The organism is Bradyrhizobium sp. LLZ17 (genome assembly GCF_041200145.1).
GTDB lineage: Bacteria > Pseudomonadota > Alphaproteobacteria > Rhizobiales > Xanthobacteraceae > Bradyrhizobium.
The window spans coordinates 686,667-701,576 of sequence record NZ_CP165734.1; the positions used below are offsets into that span (position 1 = coordinate 686,667).

18 protein-coding genes and 1 pseudogene are annotated in these 14,910 nt (G+C 64.8%); 10 read left to right on the forward strand and 9 right to left on the reverse strand.

The genetic code is table 11. From position 1 onward, the window contains the following. Nucleotides 1-6: 6 nt before the first annotated feature. Both AB8Z38_RS03390 and AB8Z38_RS03395 read left to right on the forward strand, forming a co-directional pair. Nucleotides 7-1,638, forward strand: coding sequence for a flagellar hook-length control protein FliK (locus tag AB8Z38_RS03390; protein WP_369723128.1), 1,632 nt, complete (start codon nucleotides 7-9; stop codon nucleotides 1,636-1,638). Continuing rightward, nucleotides 1,635-1,898: an EscU/YscU/HrcU family type III secretion system export apparatus switch protein gene (locus AB8Z38_RS03395; protein WP_369723129.1), complete on the forward strand. Its 264-nt coding sequence runs from the start codon at nucleotides 1,635-1,637 to the stop codon at nucleotides 1,896-1,898. Before AB8Z38_RS03390 ends, AB8Z38_RS03395 begins: the two co-directional genes overlap by 4 nt. 253 nt (nucleotides 1,899-2,151) lie before the next feature. On the opposite strand, the gene AB8Z38_RS03400 is transcribed toward AB8Z38_RS03395, so the two are convergent. The 3 genes from AB8Z38_RS03400 to AB8Z38_RS03410 form a co-directional block, all read right to left on the reverse strand. Next, nucleotides 2,152-3,147: a dienelactone hydrolase family protein gene (locus AB8Z38_RS03400; protein ID WP_369723130.1), complete on the reverse strand. Its 996-nt coding sequence runs from the start codon at nucleotides 3,145-3,147 to the stop codon at nucleotides 2,152-2,154. A 230-nt stretch (nucleotides 3,148-3,377) separates the two neighbouring features. Beyond that, a complete protein-coding gene (locus tag AB8Z38_RS03405) occupies nucleotides 3,378-3,974 on the reverse strand; it encodes a hypothetical protein (RefSeq protein WP_369723131.1) in 597 nt (198 codons plus the stop codon). A gap of 157 nt (nucleotides 3,975-4,131) precedes the next feature. After that, complete coding sequence (locus tag AB8Z38_RS03410) at nucleotides 4,132-4,536, reverse strand: DUF4260 domain-containing protein (RefSeq protein ID WP_369723132.1); 405 nt, start codon at nucleotides 4,534-4,536, stop codon at nucleotides 4,132-4,134. 140 nt (nucleotides 4,537-4,676) lie between these two features. Between AB8Z38_RS03410 and AB8Z38_RS03415 the strand changes: the two genes are divergently transcribed. Together AB8Z38_RS03415 and AB8Z38_RS03420 are read left to right on the forward strand one after the other, a co-directional pair. Continuing rightward, entirely contained in the window at nucleotides 4,677-6,209 is a 1,533-nt protein-coding gene (locus tag AB8Z38_RS03415) for an acyl-CoA carboxylase subunit beta (RefSeq protein WP_369723133.1), read from the forward strand. A gap of 159 nt (nucleotides 6,210-6,368) precedes the next feature. Continuing rightward, complete coding sequence (locus AB8Z38_RS03420; RefSeq protein WP_369723134.1) at nucleotides 6,369-6,716, forward strand: hypothetical protein; 348 nt, start codon at nucleotides 6,369-6,371, stop codon at nucleotides 6,714-6,716. A 28-nt stretch (nucleotides 6,717-6,744) separates the two neighbouring features. Here AB8Z38_RS03420 and AB8Z38_RS03425 read toward each other — a convergent pair whose 3' ends face one another. Next, complete coding sequence (locus AB8Z38_RS03425; protein WP_369723135.1) at nucleotides 6,745-6,897, reverse strand: hypothetical protein; 153 nt, start codon at nucleotides 6,895-6,897, stop codon at nucleotides 6,745-6,747. A 273-nt stretch (nucleotides 6,898-7,170) separates the two neighbouring features. On the opposite strand from AB8Z38_RS03425, the pseudogene AB8Z38_RS03430 reads away from it, so the two are divergent. Next, nucleotides 7,171-7,484 (forward strand): annotated as a pseudogene (locus tag AB8Z38_RS03430) (hypothetical protein). Nucleotides 7,485-7,582: 98 nt separating this feature from the next. Continuing rightward, complete coding sequence (locus AB8Z38_RS03435) at nucleotides 7,583-7,876, forward strand: twin-arginine translocation signal domain-containing protein (protein WP_369723136.1); 294 nt, start codon at nucleotides 7,583-7,585, stop codon at nucleotides 7,874-7,876. 115 nt (nucleotides 7,877-7,991) lie between these two features. On the opposite strand, the gene AB8Z38_RS03440 is transcribed toward AB8Z38_RS03435, so the two are convergent. From AB8Z38_RS03440 to AB8Z38_RS03450, 3 genes are all read right to left on the reverse strand, one after another. Continuing rightward, nucleotides 7,992-8,243: a GCG_CRPN prefix-to-repeats domain-containing protein gene (locus tag AB8Z38_RS03440; RefSeq protein ID WP_249756523.1), complete on the reverse strand. Its 252-nt coding sequence runs from the start codon at nucleotides 8,241-8,243 to the stop codon at nucleotides 7,992-7,994. 207 nt (nucleotides 8,244-8,450) lie between these two features. After that, on the reverse strand, nucleotides 8,451-9,458 hold the full coding sequence (locus AB8Z38_RS03445; protein ID WP_369723137.1) for an alpha/beta fold hydrolase: 1,008 nt from the start codon (nucleotides 9,456-9,458) through the stop codon (nucleotides 8,451-8,453). 193 nt (nucleotides 9,459-9,651) lie between these two features. Beyond that, nucleotides 9,652-10,350 (reverse strand): metalloregulator ArsR/SmtB family transcription factor, encoded by a 699-nt coding sequence (locus tag AB8Z38_RS03450; protein ID WP_369723138.1) that lies wholly within the window; start codon nucleotides 10,348-10,350, stop codon nucleotides 9,652-9,654. A 246-nt stretch (nucleotides 10,351-10,596) separates the two neighbouring features. Here AB8Z38_RS03450 and AB8Z38_RS03455 point away from each other — a divergent pair, with 246 nt between their 5' ends. From AB8Z38_RS03455 to AB8Z38_RS03465, 3 genes are read left to right on the forward strand one after another with little or no spacing between them, the layout of a single operon-like run. Beyond that, nucleotides 10,597-10,905, forward strand: coding sequence for an NIPSNAP family protein (locus tag AB8Z38_RS03455; protein WP_369723139.1), 309 nt, complete (start codon nucleotides 10,597-10,599; stop codon nucleotides 10,903-10,905). A 23-nt stretch (nucleotides 10,906-10,928) separates the two neighbouring features. Then, nucleotides 10,929-11,279: an antibiotic biosynthesis monooxygenase gene (locus tag AB8Z38_RS03460; RefSeq protein ID WP_369723140.1), complete on the forward strand. Its 351-nt coding sequence runs from the start codon at nucleotides 10,929-10,931 to the stop codon at nucleotides 11,277-11,279. A 51-nt stretch (nucleotides 11,280-11,330) separates the two neighbouring features. Further along, a complete protein-coding gene (locus AB8Z38_RS03465; RefSeq protein WP_369723141.1) occupies nucleotides 11,331-12,140 on the forward strand; it encodes an oxaloacetate decarboxylase in 810 nt (269 codons plus the stop codon). Between the two features lie 58 nt (nucleotides 12,141-12,198). Here AB8Z38_RS03465 and AB8Z38_RS03470 read toward each other — a convergent pair whose 3' ends face one another. Then, nucleotides 12,199-12,594, reverse strand: a complete 396-nt coding sequence (locus tag AB8Z38_RS03470; RefSeq protein ID WP_369723142.1) for a hypothetical protein — start codon at nucleotides 12,592-12,594, stop codon at nucleotides 12,199-12,201. A 166-nt stretch (nucleotides 12,595-12,760) separates the two neighbouring features. Here AB8Z38_RS03470 and AB8Z38_RS03475 point away from each other — a divergent pair, with 166 nt between their 5' ends. After that, complete coding sequence (locus AB8Z38_RS03475; RefSeq protein ID WP_369723143.1) at nucleotides 12,761-13,405, forward strand: trimeric intracellular cation channel family protein; 645 nt, start codon at nucleotides 12,761-12,763, stop codon at nucleotides 13,403-13,405. A 190-nt stretch (nucleotides 13,406-13,595) separates the two neighbouring features. Here the strand turns inward: AB8Z38_RS03475 and AB8Z38_RS03480 are convergent, their stop codons facing one another. After that, nucleotides 13,596-14,807: a cytochrome c gene (locus AB8Z38_RS03480; RefSeq protein ID WP_369723144.1), complete on the reverse strand. Its 1,212-nt coding sequence runs from the start codon at nucleotides 14,805-14,807 to the stop codon at nucleotides 13,596-13,598. Between the last annotated feature and the right edge of the window lie 103 nt (nucleotides 14,808-14,910).

The following is a 14,910-nucleotide window of genomic DNA, read 5'->3' on the forward strand; positions in this document are numbered from 1 at the left end:
CCTGAGATGGCAACGCCGATCAGCTCCATTACTCCGGTCAGCGCTGCCAGCCCCGTGGCTGATGCGGCGACGCCGGACCTCGTGCTTCAGGCCGGTAGCGTCGTCGACGCCAGGGTCGTGAGCCTGCTCGCCGACAATCTGGTGCGGATCGCGATCGCAAACCTGTCTCTGGACGTGATGTCCGAAGTGCCGCTGACGCCAGGGCAAAATCTCCAGCTTGCGGTGTCGCAGAACGACGGCACCATCCGGCTCGCTGTCATCAACGGAGCGGGCGAGGCTGCAACAGCGGATCAGATCACGCTGACGCCGGGCGCGGCCTCGCTGGTGGAGAGCCCGTCGCTTGCGCCGTCCGCCACCACGGCTCGCAATCCTCTGACGCCGTCCGAGCAGGTCGCCGTCACGTGGGCCTCGGCTGACGCCGTCACCAAGCAGGGCAGCCAGGCCCCCTTGTTCGCCAACCTGGCCTCCGTCGTCATTGGCAGCGACTTGCCGGCAGGACTGAAGCAGGCGGTGCTGGACGTGCTGGCGCAGCAGACACCGCTCAATACCGGCCTTGACGGAGCCGACATCCAATCCGCCTTCCAGAAGTCCGGGCTGTTCCTCGAGGCCTCACTCGCGGCGGGCGCTGCGCCATCGCCCGTGCCCGACCTGAAAGCCGCGCTGCTCGTGCTGCGCCAGACGCTGACCGCGACCTCCGGTGCGCTCGAGAGCGGCGTGCGGCAGATGGCAACGCAAGGCGCCGTACTCCCCGCGAACTCCGCGGCCACGCCGCAGCTCGCAGGTCCGATCGCTCAAACTGTGCGCGAGGCCACGCAGGTGATGTCGCCGGCAGTTGACGTAGAGATCGCCCCATCGCTGCAAACGCCGCGCGGCGCCAATCTCGCGACCGCCGTGTTGACTGAGATAGCCGCGGGAGCCCAGCAGGCGCTCCCGCGCACCATGTCCGCCGGTCTGGCCGCAAGCCTGCTGCAGGAGGTCACGCAAAACCTGCCGCGCATGATCGGCAACGTTCCCGGCTCGAACAAGGCCGTGCCGGATGGCCACATCTTCGAGGCGGCCGCGCGCGTCACGCCGCCGCCGTTCCGCGGCGCGCTGCCATCGCCGCAATCTATCGCGTCACCATCGCTCGCGCCGGATACGCCGCTCGCCGCAGCCGTGCACCGCCTGCTCGACGACGCCGATGCCGCGATCGCGCGGCAGACCTTGTTGCAGGTCGCCTCGCTTCCGGATCGCGTCGATGCCAGCGGCCATCGCGTCGATCCGACGGTGCCGCAGTGGAATTTCGAGATTCCCTTTGCAACCCCGCAGGGCACTGCGATGGCGCAGTTCGAGATCTCGCGCGACGGCGGCAACGAATCCGCCGATCCTGCCAGACGCGCCTGGCGCGCGCGCTTCTCGCTCAATGTCGAACCGACCGGCCCCGTGCACGCGCTGATCACGCTCAATGGCGACAAGACCTTTGTGCGGATGTGGGCGGAGCGGCCGGCGACGGCGCAGCAGCTACGCGCCGGTATCGGCGAGCTCAGCCAGGCGATGACGAAGGCCGAGCTCAAGCCCGGCGACATCGTGGTGCGGGACGGCACTCCGCCACAGCCCGCACCGGCCCGCGCCGGGCACTTTCTGGATCGTGCCACATGAGCGACGCCTCCAAGCTCGCGATTGCGCTGCATTACGAGAAGGGCAGCGGCGCGCCGGTGGTCGTCGCCAAGGGCAAGGGCGCGATCGGTGCAAAGATCGTCGAGATCGCCAAAGCTCACGACATCCCGATCGAGGAGAACGAGGTCCTGGCCGGCGCGCTGTCCAAGATCGAGCTTGGCGAGGAGATCCCGCCCGACCTCTATAAGGCCGTCGCCGAAGTGCTGGTGTTCGTGCTGCGCCTGTCGGGACGGGTGCGGTAGAGCGTGATCCGGACCCGTGCTGGTCCGCGCGGCGCGGAAGCATGGAGCGGCGGCCTGTCTCATGGCTGGCAGAAGTAGCAGGAGCCATTCAAATCCGGTGAACCGTAGGGCTCGTCATTGCGAGGAGCTCTTGCGACGAAGCAATCCAGACTGTTGCCGCGGAAAGATTCTGGATTGCTTCGCTGCGCTCGCAATGACGGAGCATGGGGGCGGCCCGACTCTCCCACCCTGCATCGGCGCGGACCGGGCAGTCTCAACCGAGCTTGAACAACACCTGCAAAAACTCCACCACGGCTTTGCGCGACTCGGCGGCGGTCGTCGGATTACCGCCGACATGCGGGTTGAGCTCGATGCAGGAGTCCTTGTAGGTGAAGGGTGCCTGGGTGTCGGCGTTGACGAGCACGCCGCCGTCGCCTTCGCGGATGTGGCAGTTGCGCGCGGTCTGCGCGCCGGTTGAGACGGTCACGGTGTTGACGCCGAGCAGGCCGCTGTCAAAACCGTGCGCGCTGTCGGGATATTCCGTCAGCACCACGTCACGCCCAGCCGTCTTGAGTCGCTCGACGAAAGCCTTGCAGCTCTTCACAGGATTATAGTCGTCGGGCGTGCCGTGGAAGACCCGGATCGGGCGCGCCGCGACTTCGGTATCGGTCTGATAGGTCGTCGAGCAATCCGGATAGAACGGGATGTAGGCCGCGAACTGGATGCCGGACTTGTTCCAGAGCTTGTTGAAGCGGTCGAGGCTCGCATAGAGGGCGGCCTGGCCGCCGCGCGAAAAGCCCATCAGCACGATGCGGTCGGGATCGACGCGGGGATGCTTCGCAAGAATTTCAAGCGAGCGGTAGATGTCCACGATCAGATTGAGCCGGCCGAGCAGGGCCTGGTTCGGCCCGACCACCGTCAGCCCGCGGCCGGTAAAGCCGTCGATCACGAAGGTCGAGATGCCCATTGAGTTGAATTCGTGCACCCAGGCTTCGGTGGTGGCGCCGACGCCGCTCGATCCGTGCATCAGCACCACGACGGGGAGCTTTCCGCTTCCTTGCGCAACGCGGAATTCGCCCGCGACCGTCACCGGCTTCCCGGCCGCCGCATCGCCGTTGAGGAATTGCTGGTCCGACAGTGTGAGCGAGGGGAACGGGAAGATCTCGGTCCGGCTCGCGGCGTCCCTGGGAAGGGATTGCGCGTTGGCGGCAATGCCTGCGAACAGCATAGACATGCAAAGCGCCATGGCGACGCGGAATGCCGTTGGCATCGGATCCTCCCTTGTTATTTTGCCGAGTAGAACAACAGGCTCGTGCGCTGTCAATTTAGGGCCGCGGCGATTGGCTCCAGCGTCATGGCCGGGTCCCGGCCATCCACGATCTTTCTCCAATGCGCCAAAGAACGTGGATGCCCGGGCCTTCGCCTCGCCGAAGCGGCTTCGGCCGCGCAGGCGGGACAAGCCCGGGCATGACGACCAATCGCGAGGTGATTGCGTCAGTCTCAGGCTTTGTCGGCTTGCTTCTTCACCGCCAGCGCCTGATCAATCGCAAAGCCGCCGATCTCGCTCATCGCCTGCGAGATCACGTGGCCCTTATGCGCAAAGCCGCCCGAGAGATAATCGAACTGCGTCCGCGCCAGCCGCAGCACCTCGATCGGCACGGAGACCACGGTCTCGTTGAAGCTGTCGACGGAGGCGCGGAGCGTTTCGAGCTCGGTTGTCAGCTTGCCGATATGGCTTTCCGCATCCTGCATCAGGCCGAGCAGCTTGCCGCGCTCGGTGTCGAACGCGGTCCGCTCAGCGGTGGCCGCCGCCGTCACTTCGGCGAGCTGTGTCCGCAGCGCGGCGATCTGGCCGACCATGGCGTCGGAGGCAAGCTCGGCGGCCTCGTGCCGCTCGGCGTTGCGCGTGCTTTCTTCCTGCGCCTTGTGAAAGAGCCGCTCGGCCGTCATCGCCCGTTGGGTCAGGGACTCGATCAGCGCGGCGGCACGCAGCAGCATCTCGCGGTTCCGCCCCGACACCATGCTGGCCATCCGCCGCAGGAAGCCGGTGGTTTCGGACGACGAGTTCGGCGGCAGCGAGACGACCGTGGCGGACATGGGTGATGCCAGACGTGATGACCGCCGCCGTACCGACTGAGCTCACGCAACATTCGGCGCCTGATCCTGAAGCGTGAGCAAGCCTGAATCGGCTGCGCCGGTCAACCGGCCGCCGCCGACAAAATGGCTGCAATCCCGCCGCGAAAGCGCGCAAGGATCAGGCGCCTGTTTGCCGCCCGATCCGCCCGAGATGGGTGAAGCCGAAGCCGGCCGCGTATTTCAGGCCGTACCCGAGCGCCCGGTCGATGCCGATATGGGCGAGCCAGATCAAGGCGATGGACAGCGTCAAGGGCGAGGCGAAGCCGAAGCCCAGCGTCAGCAGCGTCACCGGCGCCATGTAGCTGTGGGCGGCATTGTAGACCGTCGCGCCGAACCGCGCGTCGGCGAGGTACGCGAGGAAGCTGAGATCCGGGACGAAAAACAGCAGGGCGAACACCAGCCAGGAGCCGCCCCAGGCCGCGTAGAGCATCACCATGCCCACGAACAGGGTCAGCCCCTCCAGGCGAAGCAGGATCTTGACGCCGCCGGTCACCGCGCCGGTCTCGGCAGCTCGCTCGTCCATGGTCGTCTCCTCCGGCAAAACTTTGTAATCCCTCACGCTTTCGGCACCGGCAGGGCAGCCCTGCGAGCCCGAAAGGGCGCTTTCCGGCCCGCAAAACGCCGTGTTAGAACCCCGCATCAGTTAAGACCTGGCGGGAGCAAATGAAACATATCCTGGACGCCCTTGAAGACCGTCGCGCCGGCGCCAAGCTCGGCGGCGGCGAGAAGCGCATCGAGGCGCAGCATGCCCGCGGCAAGCTGACCGCGCGCGAGCGCATCGAGCTCTTGCTCGACAAGGGATCGTTCGAGGAATTCGACATGTTCGTCGAGCATCGCTCCACCGAGTTCGGCATGGAGAAGAACAAGGTGCCCGGTGACGGCGTCGTCACCGGCTGGGGCACGGTCAACGGCCGCAAGACGTTCGTGTTCGCCAAGGATTTCACCGTGTTCGGCGGCTCGCTGTCCGAGACCCACGCGCTGAAGATCACAAAGCTTCAGGACATGGCGATGAAGGCGAGGGCGCCCATCATCGGCCTCTACGACGCGGGCGGCGCCCGTATCCAGGAGGGCGTCGCCGCGCTCGCCGGCTATTCCTACGTGTTCCGCCGCAACGTGCTCGCCTCCGGCGTGATCCCGCAGATCTCCGTCATCATGGGCCCCTGTGCCGGCGGCGACGTCTATTCGCCGGCGATGACCGACTTCATCTTCATGGTGAAGAACACCAGCTACATGTTCGTCACCGGCCCCGACGTGGTGAAGACGGTGACCAACGAAGTCGTCACCGCGGAAGAGCTCGGCGGCGCGAGCGTTCACGCCACGCGCTCCTCGATCGCGGACGGCGCATTCGAGAACGATGTCGAAACGCTGCTGCAGATGCGGCGCCTGATCGATTTCCTGCCGTCGAACAACACCGATGGCGTGCCGGAATGGCCGAGCTTCGACGACATCGGCCGCGTCGACATGTCCCTGGACACGCTGATCCCCGACAACCCGAACAAGCCTTACGACATGAAGGAGCTGATCCTGAAGGTCGTGGACGAAGGCGACTTCTTCGAGATCGCGGATGCCTTTGCCAAGAACATCGTCACCGGCTTTGGCCGCATCGCCGGCCGCACCGTCGGCTTCGTCGCCAACCAGCCGATGGTGCTCGCTGGCGTGCTCGACTCTGACGCGTCACGCAAGGCCGCACGCTTCGTTCGTTTTTGCGACGCGTTCAATATCCCAATCGTCACCTTCGTCGATGTGCCCGGCTTCCTGCCGGGCACCGCGCAGGAATATGGCGGCCTGATCAAGCACGGCGCCAAACTGCTGTTCGCCTATTCGCAATGCACCGTGCCGCTGGTCACCATCATCACCCGCAAGGCCTATGGCGGCGCCTTCGACGTCATGGCCTCCAAGGAGATCGGCGCCGACATGAACTACGCCTGGCCGACCGCGCAGATCGCGGTGATGGGCGCCAAGGGCGCGGTCGAAATCATTTTCCGCAGCGATATCGGCGACCCCGACAAGATCGCCGCGCGCACCAAGGAATACGAAGACCGCTTCCTGTCCCCCTTCATCGCCGCCGAGCGCGGCTACATCGACGACGTCATCATGCCGCACTCGACACGGAAACGGATCGCGCGGGCGCTGGCGATGCTCAGGGATAAGAAGGTCGAAACGCCGGCGAAGAAGCACGACAATCTGCCGTTGTGAATGAAGCGTCTGGTGGGTCAGGCGAAGCCGTAGCCCACCAGGACGCAATCGATGCAGGTAGCCGAAGACGAGCCTGATATGCCGAATGTCTTCGACTTGCCTGAAGATCATGCTCCGCGCGTTATGCACAAGACGTGCATCGCGACGATTTGAAATCCTATGACCGAAGACGATCCGACCGACGAGATCTCCGACATCGAAGCGCGGATCGAGGCGCTGGCCGAGATCGCCGAGCGATGCCGCAAGTACATTCTGGCCTCCAAATTCGCCATCGGCGCCGGCGCAGCATTGCTGCTGGTGACGGTCCTCGGCGTGTTTGGCTTCGGTCAAACCGCGGCGCTCGGATCGATCGCTCTGGTGCTTGGCGGAATTGTCTCGCTCGGCTCGAACGTCAGCACGTTGCGGCAGACGGAGGACGCGATCCGTTCCGCGGAGGCGCTTCGGGCACAACTGATCGGAAGCATCGACCTTCGCGTGGTTGCCGATACGCCGATGAAGCTGGTGTGACGCCACGTTTGCGGGCGCACTGCATGCATCAAGCCGCAGCCCTGTGCGTCAGCTCCTGTAACTCCGTGCGGCATTCGGCTGCGTAGGCCTGAAGCCGCTCCACGGTCTGCTGATCGAGGATGGCTTTCGCCAGCCGCTCGGCGCGGGCCAGTTGCTCTCTCAGATATTCGATGCGGGCCATGGGTCACCTTCCGCTGCGATAATTTGAAGCAAATTGCTTGGTTCCGGCGGCTGTGATCCTATGGTTATCGCCGGGTTAATGATGTGCGGCTCGTCACGTTCCGGTGCGCGCTGCGTCCGCCGCGGTTCTTGTAGGATGGGAAAGGCGCGCTTGCGCCGTGCCCACCATTTTTGCGGTGGCCGAGGTGGTGGGCACGCTGCGCTTTGCCTACGCGATCGCTGGGTTTCGCTTACTGCCAAGCTTCGTTGGCGCCAAACAACAGGAGGACATCCGATGCCTGCCGCCTTCTTCGTCGTCCGTGCCATCGTCACCGATCCCGGCAGGCGCGCCGCCTTCGAGACATGGTACGAGACGGAACATTTGCCCGACGCGGTGAAGGCGTTCGGCGTCACCATGGCCTGGCGGTTCTGGGTCTCGATGATCCATCGCTGCATCAGGCGATGTATCAGTTCGACGACGAGGCCAGGCTTGCGGCCATGCTGAAAGGCGACGCGCTGAAGCAGTTGGTCGCCGATTTCAATCGGGAGTGGCCGGATGTGAAACGCACGCGCGAGACGCTGGTGCTGATGCAGGAATTTGGGACGTAGCTGCGCCAATCTGAACGTGCGATTCAGTTTCGGTTCATGTCGTCACGGCGACACTTGCCTCTGCATCACGGGCACGATGATCCAAGAGGAAGATGTTCATGGAACGCCGTAATTTTCTCAAACTGGCCATTGGTGTCGCGGCTGGCGCCGCCGCGTTCACGGCCGCCGCGCAGGCCGCGCCGCTGTCACCGCAACCGATCGACGGTCCGACCCACCTGCCGGACGCGAACACCGATCTCCGACCGGCCGTCACCAGCAGCGAGGAAGTGGCCGGCATGAAGCCGGAGCAGGTGCGCTGGCACGGCCATTGGCATCATCGTCACTGGGGTTGGCGCCACCGTCACTGGGGCTGGCGTCGCCGCTGGCATCGCCGCCACTGGCGGCACTGGTAGCCGCGTTCTGGAACGGAAAAGGGGATCGCGATTACGATCCCCTTTTTCCGCTGCGGGTCTCAACGAAATGGCCGCGCAGGCTTTCGCCGCCCGGCCATTTTGCTGTGTGAAAAAATCAGAACGGGCGGCAGCGGCCGGCGTACCAGCGGAAGCCATAGGGGCACACGCGCGCGCGCGGCACGACCACGACAGGGGCCGGCGCAACCACGATCGGACCCGGGCGGACAACGACCGGACCGCGCATCGGGCGGCAGCCGCCATAGGGGCCTCGGTACCAGCCCGGACCGCAACCGCCGGCGGCGCTGGCGGCCTCGCTGAAACCAACGACCGCGCTGGCGAGCATCACGGCGGCGAACAGATATTTCATTGATGGTCTTCCTTCTCGTGCTTGAGGGTGGATCTTGGAGGCAGGTCTAAGGGGAGAGAGCTTGCGGCGCAGAATGAATCAAAAGAGAGGATTCGACACGTTAAAATTAGTGCAACGTGCCGAGACGTCGCACCCCAAACCTGCCCACCACGACCTGAATGCGGCATGAACGCTGCCGGCATCCCGCTTGAGGCGACAGCGATGGCGTTAATGGCCGAGAAAGCCCAGCACCAACTCCTTGTACCTCTCCGGCGCCTCCAGGAAGACGAGGTGGCCGGTGTCCGGAATGACCTCCGCCCGCGCATTCGGCATCTTCGCGGCAAACGCTTTCGCGAGCTCGGCGTTCTGCCCCATCTTCGCCCGCAGCGCCTCCGGTGCGTTCGGCCGTCCCGGCGCGTTGTGGTCGTCGGCGCCCATGATGAACAGCGTCGGTGAGGTGATGAGCGCGATCTCGTGCGCGACCGGTTCGCGATAGATCATCTGGCCCGAGCTGACGAAGGCCCGCAGCCAGCGCGGATAATCGGGGCTGCCCTTGATGTTGAAGCGGGCGTCGATGAACGGCGTGATCGCCTCGGGCGGCAGCTTGATCGCGTAATTGGTCTGGAGCTGCTTGCGATAGCCCTCGGCGGTGAGCTTGTCCTCGGCCTCGATGATGCTCTCGGTCCGTGTCGGCGGCACGTAGAGGCGGTAATCCTCGAGCCCAATGGGCGCGGTCAACACCAAATGCGCGACGCGATCCGGATAGGCGCGGGCGATGCGCACCCCAAGCATGCCGCCGAGTGAATGGGCGACGATCTCGGCCTTGTCGATCTTGAGATGATCGAGCAGCGCCATGGTGTTGCGCGCCAGCGTGTCGAAATGCAGCTCGCCTTGCGGCTTGGAGGATTTGCCGAACCCGATCTGGTCCGGCACCACGACGCGGTAGCCGGCCTCGGCCAGCATCTTGATGACGGGCGCCCAATAGCTCGACGGAAAGTTGCGGCCATGCAGCAGCACCACGGTGCGGCCGTTCGGCTGCGCTGGGGCCACGTCCATATAGGCCATGCTGAGCTGCTCGCCGTCGTTGACGACCGGCAGCAGGTGCACGGGATAGGGGTAGGCAAAACCTTCGAGCGCGATGCCGTAAGGCTCACGTAGCGCGTTGTCGGCGGCTTGTGACGCAAACGGGATAGTAACAAGAGCGACTGCAAGCGCTGCCGGGAGGATGCGATACATGGAGATTCTCATAGCTGATGGCGTCGTTCCGGGGCGCGCGGAGCGCGAACCCGGAACCTCGAGATTCCCGGTTCGATGCGTTGCATCGCCCCGGAATGACGGAGGCCATAATCCCGCGGACGGCCTAGTCAAGCCCGGCCATGGTGAGAGACCCGTTCACACGCGATTGTGTGCGGTCACGCATCTTGCGCGATCAGTCGTTGCCATTGCCGAACAGCGCCGCGAACTGCTTCTCGCCGGTGCGGGTGAAATTCACCACGCGGCTGCCGGGGGTGGCATCGCGCGCGGCCCATTTCAGCTCGGCAAAACGCTGCATCATGGCCGCACCGAGCGTGCCGGCCAGATGGTGGCGGCGTTCGCTCCAGTCGAGGCACGCCTTGCAGACCGGGCGGCGCGGATGGGCGAGCATCTCCGGCGAGATCTGCAAATGGTTGGCGAGGAAGCGCTCGCCTTCCGGCGTCAGCTCGATCTCCTGCTTCTTCTGCCTGACCAGGCGCCGTTCGCGCAAGCTGTCGAGCATCTGCACGCCGAGATCGCCGGCGAGGTGGTCGTAGCAGATCCGCGCGCGGCGCAGCGCCGGATCCTTCGGCCCGGTGCGCACGCGCATGTGGCCGGTCCGTGCGGCAAGGCCCGCAAGGCCTTCGAGCACGCCGGCAACGTCGTCGTCGGTGAGACGGTAGTAGCGGTGGCGGCCCTGCTTCTCCGGTTCGACCAGCCCGCCGGCCTCGAGCTTGGAGAGATGCGAGCTCGCCGTCTGCGGCGTGATGCCGGCCTCCTGCGCCAGCTCGCTCGCGGTGAGCGCGCGGCCGTTCATCAGCGCCGTGAGCATGTTGGCGCGGGCGGGGTCGCCAACCAGCGCGGCGACCATGGCGATGTCGGGTCCTGATTTCATGCTTCGATGATAACCGAAGCATTGAAGTCGATCAAGGGCGTAGCGTGTTGCCACAAACACGTCATTGCGAGCGAACGGCGTAGCAAAACTGAAATCTCGATCCTCACCCTGAGGAGCGCGCTCTTGCGCGCGTCTCGAAGGGCGAGGCCACCGGCGGGGCCTTCATCCTTCGAGACGCTTGCTGCGCAAGCTCCTCAGGATGAGGAACTGGCGCTTCGCTCGCGCAACAAGAAAGGGGAAACTTAGATGTCCATCACCGTCTTCATTCGTTACCAGCTCGATCCCTTCAAGCGCGCGCAGTTCGAGGACTATTCGAAGCGCTGGCTCAGCATCATCCCGAAATGCGGTGGCGACCTGATCGGCTATTTCATGCCCCATGAGGGAACCAACAACATCGCGTTCGCGCTGATCACTTTCGAAAGCCTTGCCGCCTACGAGGCCTACCGCGCAAGGCTGCGGCAGGATGCCGACGGCATGGCGAACTTCCATTTCGCCGAGGACAATAAATTCATTCTCGCGGAAGAGCGCACCTTCCTGCGCAAGGTGGTATTGTAGGCCATCAAGTTCAGGAGATGCCCATGATCGCCGTGATCTTCGAAGTCTGGCCCAAGCCCGAACACCGCCAGGATTATTTCGAACTCGCAGCAGATCTGAAGCCGATCCTGCAAACCATCGACGGTTTCATCTCGGTCGAACGTTTTGAAAGCCTGACCGAGAAGGGCAAGATCCTGTCGTTGTCATTCTGGCGCGACGACGAAGCTGTCGCCGCCTGGCGCAACACGATGGAGCACCGGCGCACCCAGGCCAAGGGCAGGGCGCAGATCTTTGCCGATTATCATCTGCGCATCGCCAGCGTCATCCGTGACTACGGCATGAATGATCGGGAGCAGGCGCCAAAGGACAGCCGCGCGGTGCACGACGCGCACTAGCGTTGTCTCGGGCGCGTGCCTATGTCTGCGCGGCTAACAAGGGAGAGAAACATGCAGGTCACCACCGCAAACAAGCGCGCGACATTCAAGAAGATGCACGAGAGCGGCTGCTTCATCCTGCCCAATCCGGTCGATATCGGCAGCGCCAAGGCGTTGCAGCATCTCGGCTTCAAGGCAGTGGCGTCATCGAGCGCGGGCTTTGCCTGGACCATCGGCAAGGCCGACAATCACGTCAGCGTCGAGGAGGTCTGTCAGCATCTGGCAGCATTGTGCTCGGCGGTCGACATCCCCGTGAACGCGGATTTCGAAGGCGGCTTTGCGGTCGAGCCGGACAAGGTCGCGGATCACGTCGAGCGCGGCGTGCGCACCGGCGTCGCCGGTCTGTCGATCGAGGATTCCACCGGTGACAAGGACAAGCCGATCTATGAGCGCGCGCTCGCCGTGGAGCGCATCAAGGCCTCGCGCAAGGCGATCGGCGACAGCGGCGCGCTGCTCGTCGGCCGCTGCGAGGCGTATCTGTGGGGCGTGACCGATCTCAAGCTCGTCATCGACCGGCTCACCGCTTATGCAGACGCCGGCGCCGACTGCCTCTATGCACCGGGCCTCAAGACCCGCGAGGACATCGCTGCGGTGGTGAAGGCTGTCGCACCGAAACCGTTTAACCTGCTGATCGGCGGCTCCGGCCTGTCGTTGCAGGAAGCCGCGGATCTCGGCGTGCGCCGGATCAGCGTCGGCGGCTCGCTCGCCCGCGCGGCTTGGGGCGGCTTCATGCGCGCTGCAAAAGAGATGGCGGAGAAGGGCACCTTCACTGAGCTCGGCAGCGGTTATCCCGGCGGCGAGCTCAACAAGATGTTCAGCTAGAGGTCAACGAAAAGCGGCGGGACTTTCATCCCGCCGCTCTCGTATGTCGTGATCGCCGCTACTTGGCGCCAGACGGCGGCGTCTGCGCATCCGGGGCTGGCTTGCTCGGTGCGGCACCCGTGGTCACGCCCGGCGCGGTATTGTTGCGCGGGGTCACGTCACGCATGCTCGGAGGCGCGGCCGGATTGGTGGCCGGTGCGGTCTGCTGAGCAGTCTGCGTCGACGGGGCGTTGCTGGCCTGGTTCGGCGTGCTCGAATTGTTGAGCCCGTAGAATACGGCACCCAGCACCAGGGCTATTGCGACCGCAAACAACGCGATCTTGCCGCTGGAGGCGGGGCCTTCGCCGAGTTCGGGATCGACCTGGAGGTCGGCATCCCGTCGCGCCGCACTTCGATACGCATCGTCGGCGAGATTCGGGCGATACGGATCGTTCGGAAAACGGTCGTCTGCCATCGATTGGATCTCCTCGATTATTGCGGCTGGACAACCCGGGGATGCGAGGTTCTGTTCCCCGGCCTTTATGCTTTCGTCGCATGTTGCTCGCGCCTCAGGAATCGGGAACCTGTTCATCCGGGAACTCCGGACGTAGGTTGCGCTGCGAGATCAAGGGAACAAGGCGATGTGGAGCCTGCCGCCGGGCGATAGCGTGCTGCATCTTTTGACGCTGGTCGCCTTGGCGTCCCAGGGCATGACGGCAGCGCTGGCTGCCGGCCGGCGCAGCATGGACTATGTCGGCGTCTGCATGCTCGGCAGCATCACGGCGCTCGGCGGTGGCACGCTGCGCGACCTGTTTCTCGGTCATTATCCGTTGGCCTGGGTCGCGAACCCGGTCTATCTCGTGCTGCCGGGCGCGTCGGCGCTGCTGACGATCCTGATCGCGCGGCTGGTGCATCGGTTGAGCGTCGCTTTCATCGTGCTCGATGCCATCGGCCTCGTCGTCTTCACCATGACCGGATGCGACGTCGCCTGGCAGATGGATGCTTCGCTGCCGATCGTCATCGTCTCCGGCATGGTGACGGGCTGCGCCGGCGGCGTATTGCGCGACGTGCTCTGCAATGACGTGCCGCTGCTGTTCCGCTCCGAACTCTACGCCAGCGTCTCGGTGGTGACCGGACTGTTCTATGCGACGGCGTTCGGACTTAATCTCAACGCCGAACTCTGGACCATCCTCACCTTCATTCTCGGCATCAGCTTTCGCTTGCTCGCAGTCCGCTACAAATGGGACATGCCGAAATTCGTGTTCACGGGGGACGAGGAGCGGTAACTTCTCTTCGCCTCTCCAGCTTGCGAGTGAGGGGGAGTCTCCGCGAGTCGAGCTGGTCGGCACACGCGCACTGCTTTTCAGCGTCGTCATTGCGAGCGCAGCGAAGCAATCCAGTCTGTCCCCGCGGAAAGACTCTGGATTGCTTCGCTGCGCTCGCAATGACGGCGAGGAGGCGCCATGAGGGCGTCGGCTACGGCTCCTGCCCACGCGCCTTCGCCACTTGCGCCGGTGTCACCAGCGGCGCGGCATTGCCCCAGGAGTTGCGGATGTAGTTCGTCACCGCCGCGATTTGCTCGTCGGACAATTGCCCGGCATAGCCTGGCATCTCGCCGGTGTTGGGCGCGCGCGGCGTCGTCACGGTGTGAGCGCCGTCGAGGATGACGCGGAGCGTGGAGGATGGGTTGATCGACTGCAGCAGCGCATTGGCCGGCAGTGGCGGATAGATGCGCGGCGCGCCGGAGCCGTCGGCTTCATGGCAGGCGATGCAGAGTTTTGCGTAGACGGCCTGACCGGCCTTCATCTCGGCCTCATCCGGCGGCATCACCTTCGGCTCGCGCCGTGCCGGCGGCAGGTCTTTCAGATACACCGCGATCGCATGCACGTCGGCGTCGCTCATCTTCGACGTCGAGTTCACGATCACCTCGGCCATCGGGCCGCCGGCATGGCTCCTGGCGTTGCGGCCGCTCTGCAGATACTCGACGATGTCCGCTGCGCTCCACGACTGTAACCCGGTGCGGGCAGCGCCATCGAGCCGCGGCGCGAACCAGCCGCCGATCTCGCTGCCGGAGAGCGCCTGCGCGGTCTTGTCCGCGCCAAAATAGTTCTTGGGGGTGTGGCAGGCGCCGCAATGGCCGAGCCCGGTGACCAGATAGCCGCCGCGATTCCATGCCCCGGTCTTGCCCTGGTCGGGCTCGAACAGGCCGGGCTTGAAGAACAGATAATCCCAGACCCGCATCAGGCCGCGATAGCCGAGCGGCCAGCGCAGCTCCGGCGGCTTGTTGCGGCTGGCGACGGGCGCGAGCGTGCCGAGATAAGCCCGGATCGCCAGCGTGTCGTCCTTGGTCATCCTGGTGAAATAGGGATAGGGGAACGCCGGGTAATAAAGCGAGCCGTCCGGCGCGGTGCCGTAGCGCACGGCGCGGGTGAAATCGGCATCGGTCCAGGCACCGATCCCGGTGTCGCGATCAGGCGTCAGGTTTGGCGCATAGATCCCGCCGAACGGGGTGTCGATGCGCTTTCCGCCGGCGAACGGCCTTGCGGGATCGGCGGTGTGGCAGCCCGCGCAGTCGCCGGCCTCCACCAGCGCCTTCCCGCTGGCGATCAGCTCCGGTGACGGCTCGGCGGCCAAGGCGGCACGCGCAACCGCACTGCACAAGAGCACCACAGCCAGAATCGTCCGCATCGAAAGCCTTCTTCCCGCGACCAATCGTCAAGTGCCGGAGTATAGCGGCGTCACGTCATTGCGCGACAGCCGGGTAGGGTGACAGAAACTGAAAAGGCGTGCG